General features: G+C 70.1%; 21 protein-coding genes. 4 read left to right on the top strand and 17 right to left on the bottom strand.

The window, feature by feature from the left end; all coding sequences use genetic code 11:
* Position 1 precedes the first annotated feature (1 nt).
* Entirely contained in the window at positions 2 to 760 is a 759-nt protein-coding gene (locus BLU81_RS01820) for a group II truncated hemoglobin (RefSeq protein WP_092540999.1), read from the bottom strand.
* Between the two features lie 42 nt (positions 761 to 802).
* Here BLU81_RS01820 and BLU81_RS01815 point away from each other — a divergent pair, with 42 nt between their 5' ends.
* Positions 803 to 1,216: an STAS domain-containing protein gene (locus BLU81_RS01815; RefSeq protein WP_092540997.1), complete on the top strand. Its 414-nt coding sequence runs from the start codon at positions 803 to 805 to the stop codon at positions 1,214 to 1,216.
* Here the strand turns inward: BLU81_RS01815 and BLU81_RS01810 are convergent.
* A complete protein-coding gene (locus BLU81_RS01810; protein WP_197686095.1) occupies positions 1,148 to 2,110 on the bottom strand; it encodes a sigma-70 family RNA polymerase sigma factor in 963 nt (320 codons plus the stop codon). The genes BLU81_RS01815 and BLU81_RS01810 overlap by 69 nt on opposite strands.
* Positions 2,111 to 2,207: 97 nt before the next feature.
* Between BLU81_RS01810 and BLU81_RS01805 the strand changes: the two genes are divergently transcribed.
* The gene (locus BLU81_RS01805; protein ID WP_092540995.1) at positions 2,208 to 2,999 is read left to right on the top strand and encodes an alpha/beta fold hydrolase; all 792 of its coding nucleotides are present in this window, start codon (positions 2,208 to 2,210) and stop codon (positions 2,997 to 2,999) included.
* On the opposite strand, the gene BLU81_RS01800 is transcribed toward BLU81_RS01805, so the two are convergent.
* The 13 genes from BLU81_RS01800 to BLU81_RS01740 form a co-directional block, all read right to left on the bottom strand.
* The gene (locus tag BLU81_RS01800) at positions 2,987 to 4,150 is read right to left on the bottom strand and encodes a pyridoxal phosphate-dependent aminotransferase (protein WP_269460978.1); all 1,164 of its coding nucleotides are present in this window, start codon (positions 4,148 to 4,150) and stop codon (positions 2,987 to 2,989) included. The genes BLU81_RS01805 and BLU81_RS01800 overlap by 13 nt on opposite strands.
* 8 nt (positions 4,151 to 4,158) lie before the next feature.
* Positions 4,159 to 6,429, bottom strand: a complete 2,271-nt coding sequence (locus tag BLU81_RS01795) for an ATP-binding cassette domain-containing protein (protein WP_231954012.1) — start codon at positions 6,427 to 6,429, stop codon at positions 4,159 to 4,161.
* Positions 6,430 to 6,468: 39 nt separating this feature from the next.
* Positions 6,469 to 7,023 carry a MerR family transcriptional regulator gene (locus tag BLU81_RS01790; RefSeq protein ID WP_092540991.1) on the bottom strand — a complete coding sequence of 185 codons (555 nt, stop codon included), beginning with the start codon at positions 7,021 to 7,023 and terminating at the stop codon, positions 6,469 to 6,471.
* Positions 7,024 to 7,166: 143 nt separating this feature from the next.
* Complete coding sequence (locus BLU81_RS01785; protein ID WP_092540989.1) at positions 7,167 to 7,631, bottom strand: bifunctional nuclease family protein; 465 nt, start codon at positions 7,629 to 7,631, stop codon at positions 7,167 to 7,169.
* Positions 7,632 to 7,753: 122 nt separating this feature from the next.
* The gene (gene ftsR / locus BLU81_RS01780; RefSeq protein WP_092540986.1) at positions 7,754 to 8,422 is read right to left on the bottom strand and encodes a transcriptional regulator FtsR; all 669 of its coding nucleotides are present in this window, start codon (positions 8,420 to 8,422) and stop codon (positions 7,754 to 7,756) included.
* Positions 8,423 to 8,490: 68 nt separating this feature from the next.
* Positions 8,491 to 8,940, bottom strand: a complete 450-nt coding sequence (odhI, locus tag BLU81_RS01775; protein WP_092540984.1) for an oxoglutarate dehydrogenase inhibitor Odhl — start codon at positions 8,938 to 8,940, stop codon at positions 8,491 to 8,493.
* A gap of 211 nt (positions 8,941 to 9,151) precedes the next feature.
* A complete protein-coding gene (gcvH, locus tag BLU81_RS01770) occupies positions 9,152 to 9,532 on the bottom strand; it encodes a glycine cleavage system protein GcvH (RefSeq protein ID WP_092540982.1) in 381 nt (126 codons plus the stop codon).
* A gap of 16 nt (positions 9,533 to 9,548) precedes the next feature.
* Positions 9,549 to 10,565 (bottom strand): DUF881 domain-containing protein, encoded by a 1,017-nt coding sequence (locus tag BLU81_RS50150; RefSeq protein WP_231954010.1) that lies wholly within the window; start codon positions 10,563 to 10,565, stop codon positions 9,549 to 9,551.
* An 8-nt stretch (positions 10,566 to 10,573) separates the two neighbouring features.
* Positions 10,574 to 10,906 (bottom strand): small basic family protein, encoded by a 333-nt coding sequence (locus tag BLU81_RS01760; RefSeq protein ID WP_092540980.1) that lies wholly within the window; start codon positions 10,904 to 10,906, stop codon positions 10,574 to 10,576.
* Positions 10,903 to 11,871 carry a DUF881 domain-containing protein gene (locus BLU81_RS01755; protein WP_231954008.1) on the bottom strand — a complete coding sequence of 323 codons (969 nt, stop codon included), beginning with the start codon at positions 11,869 to 11,871 and terminating at the stop codon, positions 10,903 to 10,905. Before BLU81_RS01755 ends, BLU81_RS01760 begins: the two co-directional genes overlap by 4 nt.
* Positions 11,868 to 12,470, bottom strand: coding sequence for a CDP-alcohol phosphatidyltransferase family protein (locus BLU81_RS01750; RefSeq protein ID WP_092540978.1), 603 nt, complete (start codon positions 12,468 to 12,470; stop codon positions 11,868 to 11,870). The genes BLU81_RS01755 and BLU81_RS01750 overlap by 4 nt, the downstream gene beginning before the upstream one ends.
* Before the next feature lie 221 nt (positions 12,471 to 12,691).
* Entirely contained in the window at positions 12,692 to 14,641 is a 1,950-nt protein-coding gene (locus BLU81_RS01745) for a vWA domain-containing protein (protein ID WP_092540976.1), read from the bottom strand.
* 44 nt (positions 14,642 to 14,685) lie between these two features.
* Positions 14,686 to 16,122, bottom strand: a complete 1,437-nt coding sequence (locus tag BLU81_RS01740; protein ID WP_172890477.1) for a sigma 54-interacting transcriptional regulator — start codon at positions 16,120 to 16,122, stop codon at positions 14,686 to 14,688.
* A 143-nt stretch (positions 16,123 to 16,265) separates the two neighbouring features.
* Between BLU81_RS01740 and BLU81_RS01735 the strand changes: the two genes are divergently transcribed.
* Positions 16,266 to 17,081 carry a PhzF family phenazine biosynthesis protein gene (locus tag BLU81_RS01735; protein WP_092540972.1) on the top strand — a complete coding sequence of 272 codons (816 nt, stop codon included), beginning with the start codon at positions 16,266 to 16,268 and terminating at the stop codon, positions 17,079 to 17,081.
* Here BLU81_RS01735 and BLU81_RS01730 read toward each other — a convergent pair.
* On the bottom strand, positions 17,074 to 18,849 hold the full coding sequence (locus BLU81_RS01730; RefSeq protein WP_092540970.1) for a Xaa-Pro dipeptidyl-peptidase: 1,776 nt from the start codon (positions 18,847 to 18,849) through the stop codon (positions 17,074 to 17,076). The genes BLU81_RS01735 and BLU81_RS01730 overlap by 8 nt on opposite strands.
* 56 nt (positions 18,850 to 18,905) lie before the next feature.
* Here BLU81_RS01730 and BLU81_RS01725 point away from each other — a divergent pair, with 56 nt between their 5' ends.
* Positions 18,906 to 20,528 (top strand): ABC-F family ATP-binding cassette domain-containing protein, encoded by a 1,623-nt coding sequence (locus BLU81_RS01725; protein ID WP_092540968.1) that lies wholly within the window; start codon positions 18,906 to 18,908, stop codon positions 20,526 to 20,528.
* Here BLU81_RS01725 and BLU81_RS01720 read toward each other — a convergent pair.
* Positions 20,518 to 21,183: a hypothetical protein gene (locus BLU81_RS01720; RefSeq protein ID WP_092540966.1), complete on the bottom strand. Its 666-nt coding sequence runs from the start codon at positions 21,181 to 21,183 to the stop codon at positions 20,518 to 20,520. The two genes, BLU81_RS01725 and BLU81_RS01720, sit on opposite strands and share 11 nt — an antisense overlap.
* Positions 21,184 to 21,212: the final 29 nt, after the last annotated feature.

Genomic DNA, 21,212 nt, shown 5'->3' with positions numbered 1-21,212 from the left:
GTTAGCCGCGGTAGGGCGGGGCCACGCCCCAGCCCCAGTGCGGCACCGGGGCGTCGGCCGGTGGGGTGGCGCCGGGCTGCGAGTTGGCCAGGGCGAGCCGGGTGCCCCACTCCAGGTAGCCGGTGAAGGCCGCCCGGAACTCCGGGTCGTCCGGCAGGCCGGCCTCGTCGGCGGCGTCCAGCAGCAGGTTCACCCAGCGGCGGCGCTGCGGTTCGGTGATGGCCAGGCCCCGGTGGTGGCCGAGCATGTGCGGGTATCCGCCGCGCTCGCCGGTGTAGCGGGCCGGGCCGCCGAACACCTCGGCCAGCCACATCGCGACGAACCGGGGATGACCCTGGTCCATGTGCGCGAAGAGCGGGCCGATCACGTCGTCGGCGGCGACCTTGGCGTAGAACAGGCCGGTCAGCTGCTCGAACGCCGCGGTGCCGCCGGCCCACTCGTACAACGTCGGGATCGCGCCTCCGGCGCCCCGGACCGGGGTCGGCTCGTAGTGGCGCATCTCCTCGATCGCCGCGATGTACGGGCGGATCTCGGCGAGGAACGCCGGGAACAGGTCTCCCCCGCGGAAACCCGTCAGGTGGTCCTCGGGCGAGGTCCAGGTGATGCGCAGAATGTAGGCGCCGGGCTCGTCGGCGCAGCGGCTCAGCTCGTAGTCGACACACTGCGGCGCCCGTGCGAGCAGTTCCGCGGCTCGAGTGTAGGCCTGCTCGAAGGCGCCGGTGTCATCGGGGATCCGGTATCGGATGTACTCGACCGTCATGCGTCCAACATAGACCCTGAAACCCGGTAATCATGTAATCAAATGACAGCGCCGATGATTTCCGGCGATGCCGCCGGTCTGCCCACCATGGCGGTCTTCGTGGTCGGGGCGACCATCCGGCGGACGGACATTCCCGCACTGTGCGCGGCCCTCGCCGCTCTGCTGCGCGAGTGTCCCGGCGACGGCGAGGTGACGTGTGACGTCAGCCGGGCCCCGGCGGCCGTGGTGACGGTCGAGGCCCTGGCCCGGCTCCGGCTGACCGCCCGCCGGCACGGCCACCGGATGTCGATCCACCACGCCGGTCCCGCCCTGCGCGAGCTGATCATCCTGCTCGGGCTGGACGGGACCCTGCTCTCCGGTCAGCCGTTCGGGGAGGCGCAGGCGCTCTCAGGTCAGCCGTTCGGGGAGGCCGAACAGGGGGAACAGGCGGGCGGTGTCGAGGAAGCTGTTGACTGACGCGATCCGGCCGTCCGCGATCTCCAGGACGATCAGCGCCCACGAGGCGTGCCCGCCGTCCGGGTCGGGGCGGTACTGGCCGAAGGCCGGCAGCCCGTTGGCGATCGTCGGGAACAACCGCGACCCACGGCAGCCGATGCCGGTGCCGGCCATCCACGCGGTGATGTGCTCGGGACCGCGCAGCCACAGCGCCAGCGGCGGCATCGACAGGGTCGCGTCCTCGTGCAGGAGAGTGGTCAGGGCACTGAGGTCGTACGCCTCGAAGGCTTTGACGTAACGTCCCAGCAGCTCCCGCTGCCCGGCGTCCAAGGGCTGGTAGGCGTCCCCGGCCGACGGGGTGGCCGCGGCCAGGGTGGCGCGGGCCCGCTGCAGGGCGCTGTTGATCCCGGCCACCGACGTGCCGAGCAGGTCGGCGGTCTCCTGCGCCGACCACGCGAGCACCTCCCGCAGGATCAGCACGGCACGTTGTCTGGCCGGCAGATGCTGCAGGGCGGCGACGAAGGCCAGCCGGATCGACTCCCGTTCGGCGATCAGGCGCGCCGGGTCGGAGCCTTCGGGAAGCACCTTCTCGTCCGGGATCGGGCCCACCCAGATCTGCTCCGGGTGGATCGCGCCGGGGTCGGTGGCGTGGCCGGAGCCGGCCGGTCCCAGGTCCATCGGGCGGACCCGGCGCTGAGCGGCGTCGGCCATGGTCAGGCACACGTTGGTGGCGATCCGGTAGAGCCACGACCGCAACGACGAGCGCCCCTCGAAGCTGTCGTGGCCACGCCAGGCCCGGATCAGGGTCTCCTGGACGGCGTCCTCGGCTTCGAACGCCGAACCCATCATCCGGTAGCAGTAGCCGGTCAGCTCGGGCCGGAACCGCTCCAGTTGCGTCTCGATGGCTTCGCTCACCCGACGGAATCTAGTACGGATTCGCCGTGATGCCACCGATGAGTTCCGGCGCGCGTGATGGTCTACCCGTCAGAGCACTCGATGAGGGAGAACGCACATGAGCTACGCCGAGGTCAACGGCATCGATCTCTACTACGAGATTCACGGTACGGGTGAGCCGGTGATCCTCTTGCACGGTGGTCTGGGCTCGGGTGAGATGTTCACGCCGATGCTGTCCGACTTCACCGCGCGTCATCAGGTGATCCTGGTGGATCTGCAGGGGCACGGCCGGACCGCCGACATCGACCGGCCGATCGACCTGCAGGACATGGCGCGGGACGTGGCCGCGCTGATCGACCACCTGGGCCTGGTGAAGCCGGACGTCGTCGGCTTCTCCCTCGGCGGTGGTGTCGGCCTGCGCCTGGCGATCCTCGCGCCGGAGAAGATCGGCCGCCTGGTGTCGGCGGCGGCCGGGATCCGGCGGAGCGCCGGCTTCCCGGACATCCTGGAGCAGCAGAAGCAGGTCAACGCCGCGTCCGCTGAGTTCATGAAGGACACCCCGATGTACGAGCTGTACCAGCGGGTCGCGCCCCGCCCGGGGGACTTCCCACGCCTGCTCGACAAGATCGGTGAGTCGATGCAGCGCGACTACGACCTGACCGAGGAGGTCCGCGGCCTCCAGGTCCCCACGCTGATCGTCGGCGCCGACGCGGACATGGTGCCCACCAGCCACTTCGTGGAGATCTTCAACCTGCTGGACGGCGGACTGCGCGACGGCGGCTGGGACCGCGGCGGCCGTCCCAAGGGCGGTCACGCGCTGGCCATCATCCCCGGCACCACCCACTACGACCTGCTGGACTCCCCACTGTTCGCCCCGGTGGCACTGTCCTTCCTCGATCAGGCCGACTGATCGCGGAGCGACGCGAGGCGGGCGGTGGCGTCCCGTAGGACGGGGGTCTGCTTACAGAAGGCGAAGCGGACCAGGGACTCGCCGGCCGCCTTGTTGTCGTAGAAGACCGCGGACGGGATGGCGACGACGCCGCAGCGGGACGGCAGGTCGCGGCAGAACGTCAGGCCGTCGACGCCCAGGTGGCTCACGTCGGCGGTGATGAAATAGGTGCCGCGCGGGACGTACACCCGGAAGCCGGCTTCGGTCAGGCCGGTGGCCAGCAGGTCGCGGCGGGCCTGGTGGGAGGCGCGCAAGCCGGTGTAGAAGTCGGGGCCGAGGGTGTCCAGGGCGTCGGCTACCGCGTACTGGAAGGGCCCGCCGTTGACGTAGGTCAGGAACTGTTTCGCGGAGCGGACGGCGGCCAGCAGCGGCGGAGCGGCCAGCGCCCAGCCGATCTTCCAGCCGGTCACCGAGAACGTCTTGCCGGCCGAGCTGATCGACACCGTGCGGTCGCGCATGCCGGGCAGGGTGGCCAGCGGGATGTGTTCGGCGACGTCGTAGACCAGGTGCTCGTACACCTCGTCGGTGATCACCACCAGGTCGTGTTCGATCGCGACCGTGGCGACGGCGGTCAGTTCGGCGCGGGTCAGGACGGCGCCGGTCGGGTTGTGCGGGCTGTTGATCAGCAGGATCCGGGTGCGCGGGGTGACCGCGGCGCGCAGCGTGTCCACGTCCAGGGCGAACGCGGGCGGGTGCAGGGTCACCGGCACCCGCCGGGCGCCGGCCATCGCGATGCAGGCGGCGTACGAGTCGTAGTACGGCTCCAGGGCGATCACCTCGTCACCGGGGTTGAGCAGCCCGAGCAGGGCCGCCGCGATGGCCTCGGTGGCGCCCGCGGTGATCAGGACCTCGGTGTCCGGGTCGTACGAAAGGCCGTAGTGCCGTTGCCGGTGCCCGGCGACCGCCTGACGCAACTCGGGAATGCCGGGGCCGGGCGGGTACTGGTTGCCCTTCCCGGTCAGGATCGCGTCGGCGGCCGCCCGCAGCAGGCTCGCCGGCCCGTCGGTGTCGGGGAACCCCTGACCGAGATTGATCGATCCGGTGGCGACCGCGAGCGCCGACATCTCGGCGAAGATGGTCGTCCCGAACTCGGCCAGGCGTTCGTTGCGCAACGGTCCCCCTAGGAAACGTATTCGCGGAGATGCTGAGCCGTCACCGTATCGGCTTGCTCTACCAGCCGGGTAGGAGTGCCGGTGAACACGACCCGGCCGCCGTCGTGCCCGGCACCCGGCCCCAGGTCGATGATCCAGTCGGCGTGCGCCATCACCGCCAGGTGATGTTCGATGACCACGACGGTGTTGCCGCTGTCGACGAGCCGGTCCAGCAGGGCCAGGAGCTGGTCGACATCGGCCAGGTGCAGGCCGCTGGTGGGTTCGTCGAGCAGGTAGGTGGCGGCGCCGCTGCCCATGTGGACGGCGAGTTTGAGACGCTGCCGCTCGCCGCCGGACAGGGTGTTGAGCGGCTGCCCGAGGGTGATGTAGCCGAGCCCGACCGCGGACAGCCGTTCCAGGATGGTGCGGGCCGCCTTCTCGGTGAAGAACTCCACCGCCTCGCTGACCGGCATGGCCAGGACCTGGCTGATGTCCCGGTCCCGCAGCTTGTATTCCAGGACCCGGGCGGTGAACCGGCGGCCCTCGCACTCCTCACAGACGGCGGCCACCCCGGCCATCATCGCCAGGTCCATGTAGACCAGGCCGATGCCCTTGCAGTGCGGGCAGGCCCCTTCGGAGTTGGCGCTGAACAGGGCGGGTTTGACCTTGTTGGCCTTGGCGAAGGCGGCCCGGACGGCGTCGAGCAGGCCGGTGTAGGTGGCCGGGTTGCTGCGCCGGGAACCACGGATCGCCGACTGGTCGACGACGATCACGTTCTCCTGCCGTGGCAGCGAGCCGTAGATCAGCGAGCTCTTGCCCGATCCGGCGACGCCGGTGACCACGGTCAGCACGCCGGTGGGGATGTCCACGTCGACATCCCGCAGGTTGTGCTTCTTGGCGGCGCGAATGGAGATTTGTCCGGTCTTTTCTCTGGCCACCTTTTTGATCTCGACCCGATGCCCCAGATAACGACCGGTCAACGTGGAAGAGGCCCGCAGATCAGAGACGGTGCCCTCGAACTGGACCTGACCACCCGCCGGCCCCGCCCCCGGGCCGATGTCGACGACATGATCGGCGATCGCGATCGTCTCCGGCTTGTGCTCCACCACCAGGACCGTGTTCCCCTTGTCCCGCAACCGCAGCAGCAGGCCGTTCATCCGCTGGATGTCGTGCGGGTGCAGGCCCACCGTCGGCTCGTCGAAGACGTAGGTGATGTCGGTCAGACTGGACCCCAGGTGCCGGACCATCTTGACCCGCTGCGCCTCCCCACCGGACAGGGTCCCCGACTCCCGGTCCAGCGACAGGTAACCGAGACCGATCTCGACCAGCGAATCCAGGGTCTGCCGCAGCGTCGCCACCACCGGGCCGACGGCCGGCGCGGTGATCCCGGACAGGAACGACGCGAGATCGCTGACCTGCATGGCCGAACACTCGGCGATGTTGCGGCCGTCGATACGCGAGGCCAGCACCGCCGGTTTCAGCCGGGCGCCGCCGCAGTCGGGACACGGCGCGAAGGTGGCGGCCCGGTCGATGAAGGCCCGGATGTGGGGCTGTGCCGACTCACGGTCCTTGGCCAGGTACATGCGCTGCACCTTGACCACGAGTCCCTCGTACGTCGTGTTGATGCCGTTGACCTTGACCTTGGTCGCCGCCCGGTGCAGGAAATCGTGCAGCTCCTGCTCACTGAACCCGCTGATCGGCTTGTCCGGGTCGAACAGCCCGGACTCGGCGAAGCCGCGCACATACCAGCCGTCCACCGCGAAGTTCGGGACGGTGATCGCACCCTCGTTGATCGACTTCGACCGGTCGACGAGCTGATCGAGGTCCAGCGTCGACACCCGGCCGAGCCCCTCACACCCCGGGCACATGCCCTCGGCGTTGAACGAGTAGGCAAGCGCACTGCCCGCACCCGGCACACCGAGACGACTGAAAATGATCCGGAGCAGCGTGTACGCGTCGGTCGCGGTCCCGAGCGTGGAACGGGCGTTGGCACCCATCCGCTCCTGATCGACCACGATCGCGGCGCTCAGATTGTGCAGCGCGTCCACGTCCGGCCGGGCCGGGCTGCCCATGAACGACTGGAGGAACGCGGAGTACGTCTCATTGATCATCCGCTGGGACTCGGCCGCGATGGTGCCGAACACCAGCGACGACTTGCCGGAACCGGAGACGCCGGTGAAAACCGTCAGGCGCCGCTTCGGAATGTCGAGCGAGACGTTGCGGAGATTGTTCTCCCGGGCCCCGCGGACCTGAATGACATCGTGGCTGTCTGCACTGTGCTTGTTCAAACCATGGGTCACGCAGCGACACTAGTAGCGATTACGGCCGGAAACTGACCGTTAGCCCGCGCGGCGCCGAGCCCGGCGAGCCGCCAGCTCGTCACCCTCCGCCGACCGCTGCGGCACGTCGACCCCGACCGGCTGCGGGCCCATGGCCGGCTCCGACGGCAGGTGCGACAGCGAACCCTGGATCTCCTTGAACGCACCGCCGATCGCGATCCCGAACACGCCCTGACCGCCCTGGAGCAGGTCGACGACCTCCTCGGGAGACCGGCACTCATACACCGTCGTCCCGTCGGATATCAGCGTGATCTCCGCCAGATCGTCCACCCCGCGCGAGCGCAACGTGTCGATCGCCCGGCGGATGTTCTGCAACGACACCCCGGCGTCCAGCAGTCGTTTCACGACCTTGAGGACGACCAGATCACGGAAGGAGTAGAGACGTTGCGTCCCCGAACCCGACGCGTCCCGGACACTCGGCACCACCAGCGTGGTCCGAGCCCAGTAATCGAGCTGACGGTAACTGATCCCGACCGCCTGACACGCGGTCACTCCCCGATATCCGACTTCCCCGTCCTCGCCGACGAGTGGGCCTTCAAGAGGTTGCTCGTGCACGCGACTACCTCCCCGCGCCCATGATCAAAATCTAGGCGGTGTGCCGGTTCACCTGGACTTCACGAGCGTATATCTCAACCGTGGCCGAAACATGGAGGTAACCGCTCGACACGCCGCTTACGGGCTAAGCGTTGCCGTCGATGTCAGCCCGCGAAGTCCTCAGGCCTGACCTGGTCGAGGAACTCGCGGAATTTCTCCACCTCGTCCTCCTGCTCATCGGGGATCACGATACCGGCCTCGGTGAGCACCTGGTCGGCACAACGGATCGGCGCACCCACCCGCAGCGCCAGGGCGATCGAGTCACTCGGCCGGGCCGACACCCGGAGGTTGTCACCGATCAGCAGGTCGGCGTAGAAGACGTTGTCCTTCAGCTCGGTGATCTCCACCGCTTTCAACGGCGCCTTCAGCGCCGCCAGGATGTCCCGCAGCAGATCATGGGTCAACGGCCGAGCCGGCTTGACCCCCTGCTGCTCGTAAGCGATGGCGGTCGCCTCGACCGCCCCGATCCAGATAGGCAGGTAGCGGTCTCCGTCGACCTCCCGCAGCAACACGATCGGCTGGTTACTGGGCAGCTCCACCCGGACCCCGACCACGCTCAGCTCGCGCACCGCCGCCTCCGTGTCGTCCGTTTCGTGTCGTCAGTTTCGTTCGGTACGACCGTTTTGACATTGCCGCCCGTACCTGCACGTTACACGCACACCACCGGTGCCTGATCCGTGCGGCGACGGGTTCAGCGACCCAGCTCGCCCCGGAGACCGGAGCGCACCAGAGCCGCGTGCAAACGCTGCGAGAGCGCCTGCAGCTCACGTGCGGTATCAGCGGCCCGCGCCCGGGCCGCCGGGTCGTGCTGACGCGCCATCGGCGCCAGCAACTGTGTGAACAGCCCCACCTCACGGTCCGCGGCATTGCGGAACGCCCGCAGGTGCCGAACCTCCAGACCGAACCGGTGGAGACCGACCACAGCCTCCACGATGATCACCTGGTCGGCGTCGTACCACCCCGGAGGGCGGGCGACGACCAGGCCGGTCTGCTCCAGCTCGGCCAGGATGGCCTCGTCGACACCGGTCCGCTCCAGCAGATCCGCCTTCGGGATCCGGGCGTCCGCCGGATCCCTGGCCTGCTGCGCGCCCACCGCCACCAGCGTGGGCCGCTGCGGAGCCGGCGGCTCCAGCTCCATCCGGTCCAACTGCTCCCGGATCACCCGCAACGGCAGGTACTGATCCCGCTGCGCGGTCAGCACGAACCGCAGCCGGGCCACGTCGTTCCACGAGTACTTCCGGTACCCGGAGGCGGTGCGTTGCGGGTCGACCAGACCCTCCGCCTCCAGGAACCGCAACTTGGAGATCGTGGTGTCGGGGAACTCGGTGCGCAGATGTGCCAGCACCTCCCCGATGCTCATCAGCGCAACGTCACGCCCGTCCTGAGGACGCGAAGCCCCCGGGTCACGCGCTGCCGCCCCCGACGCCGTCACGCCCGGCCCTCGCCCTCCGGTCGCGGACCGGCGATGAACACCAGACGGAACTTGCCGATCTGGACCTCGTCGCCATTGCTGAGGGTCGCGGCTTCAACCCTTTCGCGGTTCACATACGTACCGTTGAGGGAGCCGACGTCGCGGACGGTGAAGACACCACTGTCCCGGTGGAACTCGGCGTGGCGGCGCGACACCGTCACGTCGTCGAGGAAGATGTCACTGTCCGGGTGCCGTCCGCTGGTCGTCACGTCGTGATCGAGGAGGAACCGGGCACCCGCGTTGGGGCCGCGGCGCACCACGAGCAGAGCCATCCCCGGGGGGAGCGAACCGGCCATCCGGCTCGGAACCACGTCCGTATCGGGTCCCTCCAGCACCTCGTCGAGGGCGCCAAGGTTCAGCGTGGACGTGACGTCGAGCGGGGGGAACTCGTCGTCTGGGCGCGTCATGGACCACCTCACGGATCACAGTTGGTCGTCGCCTCCCGGCATGGGCGGCGACGGTGCAGCCCGGCCGGAGCCATTCGGCCCGACGCACGACTATCGGTTTCAAAGGAATAACAGTTCTTCGTGTGCTCCGCGAGCCTAGTCAGCGCGAATATCGCTGAGCAACCAGACTCGCGGGGGAACGAATGGACGGGCATAAAAATGCCCCTCGGCGTCAGCTTTCGGTCAGCGCACGATACGCCGCGGCGTCAAGCAGTGCCGACACCGAAGCCGGATCCTCCGGCGCGATCTCGACCAGCCAGCCGGCCGCGTACGGCTCGCCGTTGATGATCTCCGGCTCGTCGGTGAGTGTGGCGTTCTTCGCCACCACCGTGCCGGCGATCGGCGCGTAGATCTCCGAGACGCTCTTGGTCGACTCGATCTCGCCGAGCGAGTCACCCGCCTGCACCACCGTGCCCTCGTCGGGCAACTGCACGTAGACGATGTCACCCAGGGCGTCCTGCGCGAAATGGGTGATGCCCACCCGCACGGGCCCACTGCCGTCACCGGCGATCCACTCGTGCTCCGCGGTATACCGCAGATCCTCAGGAATCAACGTCTTCCTCCGTTAATCACGAAACCGGACGCGCGTATCGCAAGGCCGCTGCCTTGCGAACCACCGTCACCTCGACCGTGGAACGCGAGTCCATGGTCACGCTACCGCCGTCTGTCTTCACCGACGCCACCACCCCGCCCGGGATCTGCAGCGCCGTACTCATCGTTTCCGGCGGGCCGATCACCAGAAGGTGGAACGGGCCCGTCAGTCGTTCACCGTCGGCGATGATGCCACCGCCGGAAGCATCCACGAAGAAACTCGACGCGACCACCCGCACCGCGGCCCCGTTCGCCCCGTTCAACTGCATCACCTCGCCACCGGCACCGCGCAGTTCCTGCACCGCGTTCAGCACGTCCGAAGCCCGCACCTCCCGCAAGGCGATGTCCAGACCGGGACCCCGCCCCGGAACCGTACCCGCCAACAGGCCCAGCTCACGGCTGCGCTGCTCGGCTTCGGCCCGCGCCGCCTCACGGCCCGCCACACCCGACGTGAGCTGCTGTTTACTCTGCTCCAGGGCCTGGATCTCGGCCAGCAGACGGCTGTCCTGCGCCTCCAGATCACTCAGGATCCGGACCAGGTCCTCCTGCCGCGCCGCGGACAGCCCGTCGTCAGCGTCGTTGCTGCGCAACTGCACCACCAGCGTGAACCCCAGCAACGCCAGCAACACCCAGATCAGGGTCCCCGCCGGAGCCGGCCGCCGACGTGCCGGGCGAGCAAGATCACTTGTGTCGGGGTCGCCGGAAATCGACGGATCGGGTGACGTGCTGTTCGTCTCCTCCGCCTTCGGCGGCTCAAGATCATCGGGGAGTACGGGCACCGTCGGCTCGCCGTCCTCAGCGACCACCGGGTGCTCACCCGTGAACTCACGTTCCGGGACCGTCCGGTGCTCACCCGTGAACTCACGTTCCGGGACCGTCCGGTGCTCACCCGTGAACTCACGTTCCGGGACCGTCCGGTGTCCACCCGTGACACCACGCAGAGCAGCCGTCGGCTCCTCGTCGTCGTCCGCGCGCCGTCCGGTGTCGTCAGTCATCGCCTTACCTATGCCCTGAACAGATGGCGTCGAATTGCCGCGACATTACCGAAGATCCGCACACCGAGTACCACCACGACACCCGTCGACAGCTGACCGCCCACCCCGAGCTGGTCGCCCACATACACGATCAGGGCGGAGACCAGCACGTTCGAGATGAACGACACCACGAACTGCTTGTCGTCGAAGATCCCGTCCAGTTTGGCCCGTACCCCACCGAACACCGCGTCCAGCGCCGCCACCACCGCGATCGGCAGGTACGGCACCAGTTCCGGTGGCACGGCCGGTTCGAACACGATGCCCAGCAGAACGCCCGCGAGCAGGGCGAGTACGGCGATCATCGGCCGCCTTCCGTCACAGAGGTATCAGGAACCGGCCCACCCGAAACGGCGGCCGAAGGCCCCACATTCGGCTGCGCGGACCGCAGTTTGAGGTCCGTCGCCGCCTCCAAGGTCACGTCCTTGGCCTTCGCCGCCTCGAACGAGATCCCGAACCGGGACGTCAGCAGATCGAAGAACTGTCCCGCGTAGCCCTTACGAAAATCGTCCGCCAGACCGGACGGGCCGATCGCGAGGATCTGGTACGGCGACGCCACCGGCCGCACGTCCACCAGGATCGCCTCACCCGCCTGCCGGATCCGCGACGTCGCCGTCAGCCGCTGACCGTTGATCGTGATGGCCTCGGCACCCGCCTCCCACAGCGCGTTCGCCGCCAGCTGCAGATCGGTGTCCTTGACCTGCGCCTCGGTCCGCCGTTCGCCGGTCACCGCGTTCACCGACGTCGGCCCGTCCATCAGCGTCACCAGAGCGCCGGAGCCACGGACCTTCGCCATCCCGGTGATCGCCTCCAGGTCCCGCAACTGAGCCACCGCCGCGCCACCCAGCTCGCTCTCCCGCAGCGCCGCGACCTCACCGGCCAGGTTGTCGGCCTTGCTCTGCAGGCGCTCGGTCTCGGCCCGCCGGTTCTGGATCTGGCCGATCAGCGTGTCCCGGGCCTGGGTGCGGGCCGGAGCCTCGTCCACCGTCTTTCTGTACGCCACCACCAACAGAAAGCCGATCACCAGCAGAGTCACCGCGGCAGCGGAGGCGGCCAGCCGGCGGCGGGTCCCGGTCCGCGGGCCATCGACCGCCCGCCGGGCCGCGGCGTCGGCGTAACCGGGGTCGAGCGGGTTCTGGAACAGCGCGGTCAGGAAGTCCGGCCCGTAGGTCCGTTTACCGCTGGTCTTGCCGTCCGGGTCCGGCGGCCCTTCGGGGGCCATCCCGACCGCGGCGAGCCCGTCCACGACGGGCCGCAGCGGGTCGGTCACGACGATTCCTCGCGGTCGGCCCGGATCACCCGGTAGGCCTGGACGATGTAGAGGAAGCAGGCGCACCAGTAGAGCCCGAGCGCCCACCAGGCCAGCCCCCAGCCGAGCGGCACCGCCCACCCGCCGACCGACGGCACCGCCTGCGACAGCAGGATGATCGGGAACGCGGCGAGCAGCAGGAACGTGCCGGTCTTACCGACGTAGTGCACCGGCGGCGGGCCGTAACCCCGGCGCCGCAGCACCAGCAGCACCACGCCGAGCACCGCCTCCCGGGCCAGCAGTGCCCCGGTGAGCCACAGCGGCACCACCTCACGCACGGTGAACCCGATCAGGGTCGCCAGGATGTAGAGCCGGTCCGCGAACGGGTCCAGCAGCTCACCGAGGCGGCTCACCGAGTTCATCCGGCGGGCGATGTAGCCGTCCACCCAGTCGGTCGAACCGCCGATCGCCAGGACGATCACCGCCGCCACGTCCTGCTCGACACCGAGCAGCAGCCAGAGGAAGAGCGGGACACCGAGCAGGCGGCCGAAGCTGATCGCGTTGGGCAGGGTCCAGATCCGGTTGGAGGACTCGATGGACGGCGCAGGTTGCTGCGACATCGCGACTTCCTCTCCCCCTCGGCCGAGGCCCCCGCCCGGCTCGCGCGTGGACCGGGGCGGTTGTGCAGTGATGACCGCTGTGCAGTCAGGACCTCGATGCACTCATGTCCCGGTCGCTCGCCGAGCAACTATAACCAGCCGCGTCCTCTCACCCGACGCGCAGTCACACCGGCCACACTCCCTAGTTCATCCTAGGAGGCTAGCCTTCGGCTCGGAGCCGGTCAGCGGCGGCCCCGTCTGGCCCGCACGTAGTCGTCGATCACGTACCGGCCCAGCTCCGCCGCGTCCGGGCTGAACACCCGGCCACCGTTGCGTTTGGCCACCCCGCCGACGAACCGTTGCAAGCCCGGATCCTCGCCCAGCATGAACACGTTGAGGGTGGCCCCGTACCTGGTCAGCAGGTCGACCTCGTGCACGGTGGCGGCGACCGTCTCGGCCATCGGCGGCCACCAGAAGACCGCCTCACCACCGTCCTCCAGATGCGCGGTCGGTTCACCGTCGGTGACCACCAGGATCACCGGCTCGGCACCCGGATGCCGGCGCAGATGGCGGGCGGCGAGTTTCAGGGCGTGCTGCAGGTTGGTGCCCTTCTCCATCGTCGGCTCGATCGCCGCCAGCTCACCCTGACTCAGGTTCTGGGCGTGCAGGCCGAAGCCGATGATCTGCAGGGCGTCCTGCGGGTATTTCGTGGCGACCAGATGCGACAGCGCGAGCGCGGTCTGTTTCATCGGGCCCCAGCGGCCGTCCGCGTACATCGAATAGGAGAGGTCCACACACAGGGCCACCGCCGCGGACGACCGGCGCTCCGTCTCGGCGATCTCGAAATCCTCCGGAGCCAGCCGTACGGGTGACACCACGGTCCGGCCCGCGGCACTGCGGCGCACCGCGTTCCCGATCGTGCGCACCACGTCGAGCGGCTGGTCGTCGCCGAACTCCCAGCGCCGGGACGAACCGATCAGGTCACCGGCGGCACCGGCGTCGCGGGTGTCGTGCCCGCCCCGTTTCCCGGCGACGTCGGAGAAGATCGACGACAGGGCACTCTGCCCCAGCCGGCGCAGCGCTTTCGGGGACAGGGTCAGCCCGTCCGCGTCCCGCTGCACCCAGCCCTGGCGGCGCAGTTCCCGTTCGAGTTCACGCAGCCGGCGCAGGTCGTCGGCGGCACCCCGGCCGAGCTGCCGTTCGACCGCTTCCACGTCGACGTCGTCGAGGGTGGCGCCCGGATGGTCCTGGCCCAACTGGTCGATCAGTTCGTCCAGGTCGGCGATCTCGCCGAGGGCTGACGCGGCGTCGCCGTAACCCAGGTCGGCGGGCCCGCGCATCCGCTCGCCGCGTCCCCAGTTGAGGTTCGGGCGCAGCGACCGCAGGTTGTCGCTCAGGTCACCGAGCTGCCCGCGCAGCGGCCCGTCACCGAGAGCCTGATCCATCAGCCCCTGCAGCTCCTCGCGCTGCTGCGGGCTCAGCGACCGCATCAGCCGCTCGGCGGCGGCGGCCTGCCGGGCCAGCGAGTCGATCAGCTCGTCCACGTTGCTCGGGCCGTCCGGGAAGAACCGGCCGTGCTCGTCCATGAACGCGCGGAAGGCGTCGCCGGTGTCCTCCCCGCGGGCATGCTTGCCGAGCAGGTCGTTCAGGTCGGTCAGCATCGCCGACACGTCGGCCATGTCACCCTGCTGCAGCGCCTGTTTCATGCCGGCGAACCGCTGCTCCACCACCTCCTGCCGGAGCCCGTCGAGGATCTGCTGGTAGATCTGCCGGGCCTCGTCGGAGGCCCATCGGTAACCGGCGAGTTCCCCGACGGCCTGGGAGACCGACCGGGGCAGGCTGTCCAGCACGGTCTCGCTGAACCGGGCCGCGTCGTCGTCGCGGGCGGTCAGCGCGTCCCGCTCGGCGGCGAGCGCCTGGTCCAGCATCTGCCGGGCCCGGGTGACCGCCCCGTCCAGGTTGCCCCGGCGCAGCGCGTCCCGGCGCAGGCGCCGGGCCCGTTCCCGCAGCGCGTCCAGCCCCAGCCCGTCGCGGGGGCCACGCCGGATCAGGTCCCGCAGTGCGTCGCGCAGGCTGTCCCCGGCGAGCACCCGCTCCCCCATGTCGTCGACGGCGCCCCGCACGTCATACGGCGGCGCCAGCGGATCCGGCCCGTCCCGCCAGGCCCCGTACCGGAAGACGTTCCCACTCATGCCGTCACCGCCGCTTGGCTCCCGCTCGCGAGCTCGCTCATCGGTCAGCTTCCGTAGATGGTGCGGCCGTCGTCGGTCAGCTCCTTGGCCAGGCGGCGGGTCAGGTGCAGGCCCTCCAGGACGAACTCGATGCCGGCGGCGGCCTGGCCGGGACTCGGCGCGTCGCCGAGGCCGAGCCGGTCGAGCACCTTCGCCAGGCCGGGCACCGTGCCGATCTGGCTGAGCAACTCCTCGGCGCTGACCAGGTCACCCGTCTCGATCAGGGTGCCCTCGGCGACCAGGCCGGTGAACCCGGACAGGTCGAGACCGGTCAGGTGGGCCCGGAACGTCTCGGCGGTGGCGACCCGCAGCAGGTGACCGAGGATCTCGGTCTCCCGGCCCTCCTCACCGCTCTCGAACTCGACCTTGCCGCGCAGCGTGGAGGTGACCGAGACGGTGTCGCAGATCCGGGCGACGGCCTCCTTCTCGCCGCGCAGCCCGAACCGGCGCAGTGCGGACGCCGCGACGGTCTCGGCGGCGGCGATCGCGAACCGGGCCGACACACCGGACCGGGCGTCGACCGACGGCGATTCGCGGACCCCGCGGGTGTAGCGGGCCAGCACCTCCACCAGGTGCTCCGGCAGCGACGCGACGAGCGACGCCTCCTGCCGGATCAGGGCGGTCTCCAGCTCCAGGTCGACCGGGTAGTGGGTGCGGATCTCGGCACCGAACCGGTCCTTGAGCGGGGTGATGATCCGCCCGCGGTTGGTGTAGTCCTCCGGGTTGGCCGACGCCACCAGCAGGATGTCGAGCGGCAGCCGCAACTGGTAGCCGCGGACCTGGATGTCGCGTTCCTCCAGGACGTTGAGCAGCGACACCTGGATGCGCTCGGCCAGGTCGGGCAGCTCGTTGACGGCGAAGATGCCCCGGTTGGTGCGGGGCACCAGGCCGAAGTGGATGGTCTCCGGGTCGCCCAGGGCACGGCCCTCGGCCACCTTGATCGGGTCGACGTCGCCGATCAGGTCACCGACGCTGGTGTCGGGGGTGGCGAGTTTCTCGCCGTACCGCTCGGAGCGGTGCAGCCACGCGACCGGCAGCAGATCACCGGACTCGGCGGCCTGGCGGCGGGTGGCGGGGGTGAGCGGATGGTAAGGATGTTCGTGCAGCTCGGACCCGGCGATGTAGGGCGTCCACTCGTCGAGCAGCCCGGCCAGGGCCCGGATCAGGCGGGTCTTGCCCTGGCCGCGCTCACCGAGCAGCACCATGTCGTGGCCGGCGAGCAGGGCCCGCTCGACCTCGGGCAGCACGGTGTCGTCATAACCGACGATGCCGGGGAAACGGGGCTCGCCGGAACGCATCCGGGCGAGGAGATTGACACGCAGCTCTTCCTTGACGGTGCGGAACTCGTGGCCGCTGGCTCGCAGTTCGCCCACGGTGCGGGGCAGGTCGATCGCGTTCGGCGCCTCTGTCACCGCTGGAACGCTACTCCGCCGAGATGACATTCAACGACTGTGCGGACCGACACATCCGGGCCGTCCGGGCGCGGCCCGCCGGACCGTCCGGGCGCTGCCGGCCCAGGCGTCCGGGCCAGCGGCGCGTGATTGGCTCTGGCCGCCGGTGGGCGGGGCGCGGCAGGCTCGTCGGCATGACGGAGATTTCGCGGTACGCGGCCTTCACGCTCGACCCGGCCGGCGGCAACCCGGCGGGTGTCGTGCTGGACGCGGCCGGTCTGGATGACGCGCGGATGCAGGAGATCGCCGCCGAGGTGGGCTACTCGGAGACCGCGTTCGTGACAGGGCGTGACGGCGACCGGTTCCGGGTGCGTTACTTCAGCCCTCTCGCGGAGGTGCCGTTCTGCGGGCACGCGACGGTGGCGACCGCAGTGGCGCTGGGTCCGGGCGAGCATGTGTTCACGACGAACGCCGGTGCGGTCCCGGTGCGGGTGGACGACTCCGGGACGGCCACCCTGACCAGCGTGGATCCGCACGTCGGCGAGCTGCCGGCGGCGGATCTGGCGGCGCTGCTGGCGGCCCTGCGCTGGCCGGCCGGCGATCTGGACCCGGAGCTGCCGCCCCGGGTCGCCTTCGCCGGGGCGTACCACCCGATCATCGCGGTGACCAGCCGCGCGCGCCTCGCCGACTTGGACTACGACGTGCCGGCGCTGAAAGCCCTGATGACCGAGCGTGAGTGGACCACGATCCAGCTGGTCTTCCGGGCCGGGCCGGAGAGCTTCGACGTGCGCAACCCGTTCCCGGTCGGCGGGGTCTACGAGGACCCGGCGACCGGTGCGGCGGCCGCGGCGTTCGGCGGCTACCTGCGGGACCTGAAGCTGGTCCCGGCGGACGCCACCCTCGCGCTGCGACAAGGCGACGACCAGGGCCGGCCGAGCCGCATCACCGTCCGCCTGGACCCGACGGTCTCCGGCGTCCAGGTCAGCGGCCCGGCCGTCCCGATCAGCTGAGCCGCACCTGCAGCGACGAGCCGGGCCGGACCGTCACCACGGTGCCCGCGGGGTAGCGCAGGGTGTGGTCGCGGTCGGTGGAGATCAGCACGACGCCGATCCGGTGGCCGGCCGCGAACACGTGGTCGGTGCTCTGCAGGTCCCAACGGAACGTGTACGTCCGGCCCGGCTTGATCGGCGTGGTGACCGAGGGTGAGAACCGGTTGCGGACGTCGATCCAGCCGCGGGTGACGATCTCGTAGTCCGAGCTCGCCGTCACGTACTCCCGCTGGGCGAAGCATCCGGGGTCGCCCTCGATGCCGGGGCCGACGCAGTCCTGTGCGGTGAGGGTGCGGGTGCGCACGAACCGTTCGGCGGTGCCGTAGTCGACGAGCAGGGCGGTCAGGTACGGCGACTTCCCGGTCAGCCCGGCGCGGACCGTCACCACGGGGGTGCCGGACAGCCGGGTGTCGCGGGTCAACGGCGCGGTCAGGTGCGCGAGCCGGTTCGGGTCGGTGCTGTCCGGCAGGGCGGCCAGGTTCTCCGCGGTCCGGGCGGTGTCGTCGGTGAACGTACCGCCGCCGAGTTTGATCCTGGTCTTGCGGGAATCGGGAAGCGGCCAGTTCGCCGAGGTCACCCACTGGTTCGGGGCCACCTCCACGTCGGCGACCGGTTCCCGGGTGATGCTGGTGTCGATCCGGTGGAGCCACTTGTCGAACCACCGGTGCAGGGTCGACAGCCACTCGGCCCGGCGGATGTTGAACGGGTCGGTGTGCCCGGCCTGGTGCAGCCAGATCTTGCGGGGCACCCCGTTACGGGCCAGGGCGTCCCACCACTGCCCGGCCTGCCCGGTGCGCACGTTGAAGTCGTGCAGTCCGTGCACCAGCAGCACACTGGCCCGGACCTTGCGGGCGTCGCGCAGATAGTCGCGTTCGGCCCAGAACGCGCTGTAGTCGCCGGTCTCCCGGTCCTGCTGCTGTTCCAGGCGGGTCATCACCTCGGCGCACGCCTCGGGCGCGGCCCGGGTCAGCACCGCCTTGGCGAGGATGTCGGTGTCCTCACCCTGGTAACCGCCGGGCGCGACGACCCCACCGTTGGCGCGGTAGTAGTCGTACCAGCTGCTGATCCCGGCGATCGGCACGATCGTCTCCAGGCCGCGGACACCGGTGGCGGCGACCGCGTTCGGGAGGGTTCCGTTGTAGGAGACGCCGATCATCCCGGTCCGCCCGGTCGACCAGCCGGCGCTGACCGGGGCTCCGGCGGCGTCGAAGCCGGGGGCGCGCCCGTTGAGCCAGTCGATCACGGCTTTCATGCCGAGGGTCTCGTTGCGCCCGCCCGAGGTGGGGCAGCCGTCCGAGCCACCGGAGCCGAGGCTGTCGGCGAAGACCACGGCATAACCGCGCGGTACGAAGTAGTTGTCCAGGTATCCGGCGAAGGTGATGTCCGCGGCCCTGTCGACAGCCGGGGCGGCCGAGGCGGCGAGACTCCCGTCCCGGTCGACGTCGTCGTGGTTGGGGATGTCCTTGATGCCCGCGTAGTAGGGGCTGGCCTGGAAGATGACCGGCACCTTCCGTGTGGTGGACGGCCGGATGATCCGCACCGCGACCCGGTCGGGCCGCCCGTCGGAGTCGCTGTCGACGGGGGTCTGCACCCAGACCTGTTCGCGGACGGCGGTGGCGTAGTCGTGGACCGGCTGGGTTCCGGTCGCGGCGGCGGCCGGGGCGGCGGTGATCATCGCGGACCCGGCGAGAACGAGGAGAACGGTAAGGCTCCTGGCCAGCACTCGCATCGGCACACCGTATCGCCAAACATCGATGCGGTGGGGTACGCCTAAAATCAGACGCGATGAGCGCAACACTGATCGCCCGGGAACTCGCGGCCGGACACGGGGACCGCACCCTCTTCAGCGAACTCGACCTGGTCGTCGCGCCCGGCGCCGTGATCGGGCTGGTCGGGGTCAACGGCGCGGGCAAGACCACGCTGTTACGTACCCTCGCCGGGTTGATCCCGACCGAGGGCGGCAGCGTCTCGCTGAGCCCGCCCACCGCCAACGTCGGTTATCTGCCGCAGGAACGCGAGCGGCGCGCGGACGAGACGGTACGCGACTTCCTCGGCCGCCGCACCGGGGTGAGCGCCGCGCAGACCGCGATGGACGACGCCGCTCTCGCTCTGGCCGAGAGCGAACCGGGCGCCGACGACCGGTACGCCGCCGCCCTGGACCGCTGGCTCGACCTGGGCGGCGCCGACCTGGACGAACGCATCGACGAAGTCGGGCTCGGGTTCGATCTGGACCTGCCGATGACCGCGCTCTCCGGCGGTCAGGCGGCCCGCGCCGGGATGGCGTCGCTGCTGCTCAGCCGCTACGACATCTACCTGCTCGACGAGCCCACCAACGACCTGGACCTGGACGGGCTGGGCCGTCTGGAGGCGTTCGTGGCCGGGCTGCGCGCGGGTGTCGTGCTGGTCAGCCACGACCGGGAGTTCCTCACCCGCACGGTGACCGAGGTGCTCGAACTCGACCTGGCCCAGCAGCAGGTCAAGCTGTTCGGCGGCGGTTACGGTGCCTACCTGGAAGAGCGGGACCGGGCCCGGCGGCACGCCCGCGAGCAGTTCGAGGAGTACTCCGACAAGAAGGAGGACCTGCTCGAACGCGGCCGGATGCAGCGCGCCTGGATGGACAAGGGAGTGCGCAACGCCCGCCGCAAGGCCCCGGACAACGACAAGATCGCCAAGTCGCAGCGGGGCGAGAGCAGTGAGAAACAGGCGGCCAAGGCGCGGCAGACCGAGCGGATGATCGAACGCCTGGAAGTGGTCGAGGAACCGCGCAAGGAGTGGGAGCTGCGGATGGAGATCGCCGCCGCGCCCCGGGCCGGTGCGGTGGTGGCGACCCTACGGGACGCGGTCGTGCGGCGCGGGTCGTTCGCGCTCGGCCCGGTGACCCTGCAGATCGACTGGGCCGACCGGATCGCGATCACCGGGGCCAACGGCTCCGGCAAGTCCACCCTGCTCGCGGCGCTGCTCGGGCGGCTCCCGCTGGACGACGGCGCCCAGCATCTCGGTCCCGGTGTGGTGGTCGGCGAGGTCGATCAGGCGCGCGGGCTGTTCCTCGGCGGCGAGCCGTTGTCCCGGGCGTTCGGGGCGGCGGTGCCGGAATGGAACGATCCCGACGTGCGTACCCTGCTGGCGAAGTTCGGCTTGAAGTCCGGTCACGTGATGCGCCCGGCCGCGACGCTCTCCCCCGGCGAGCGCACCCGCGCGGCCCTGGCCCTGTTGCAGGCGCGCGGGGTGAACCTGCTGGTCCTCGACGAGCCGACCAACCATCTGGACCTGCCGGCGATCGAGCAGCTGGAGTCGGCCCTGTCCTCCTACACCGGCACGTTGCTGCTGGTCACGCATGATCGCCGGATGTTGGAGGCGGTGACCGTGAACCGCCGGCTGGAGGTGGCCGACGGCCGGGTCACCGGCTGAGGACCTTCGTGACCGCCGCTCGGGCGGCGGCGGTCAGGTCGGCGGCCTTCGGCTTCTTCTCGGTCATCAGCAGCATGGTGACCTGGGTGCCGCCGGCCGCGACCGAGATCAGGCGCCCGTTGACGGTGAGTTCCATGCTGGGCACGGTCATCACGAAACCGACGACCGCGCTGGCCTCGCCGATCTTCGGGCCGGCGGCGGACTTGGACACGGCGAACCGCAGCTCCATCGGCAGTTCGCCGGGCTTGCGGGTGAACGACGCGCAGTTGCGCTGTGCCTCCCGCAGCGCGGTCACCGCCGCCCGCGTGCCGGCACCCCCCGGCTCGGACAGCGTCTCCACCAGCAGTTCCTCGTCCTTGGCCCCGCGCACGAACTCGCGGAAGACCGTGCCGGCCGGCAGGGCCGCGGTCTTGCCGCAGGAGGCGATCTCGCCGGGGATCCGCGCGAACAGGTCGTCGATGGCGTCCAACTGCGGCGCGTAACCGGTGGGCAGTTCCGGCCCGGTGAGCAGGGCCGCGGTCAGCTTGTCCGCCGGGTCCGGGGCGACGGTCCGGGCAGCGGCCGGGCCGGGGTGCACCGTCGCGTACCCGGCGGCCGGTAGAGCGAGGACGGTGGAGAGCGTCAGCGAGGCCGTGAGGGCCAGGAATCTGGTCACGGCTCACGCTAACGCCACAACAAGTACGT

Source organism: Actinoplanes derwentensis, from assembly GCF_900104725.1.
GTDB lineage: Bacteria > Actinomycetota > Actinomycetes > Mycobacteriales > Micromonosporaceae > Actinoplanes > Actinoplanes derwentensis.
The sequence above is the reverse complement of the archived record's forward strand: the minus strand, read 5'-3'. Positions and strand labels throughout refer to the sequence as shown.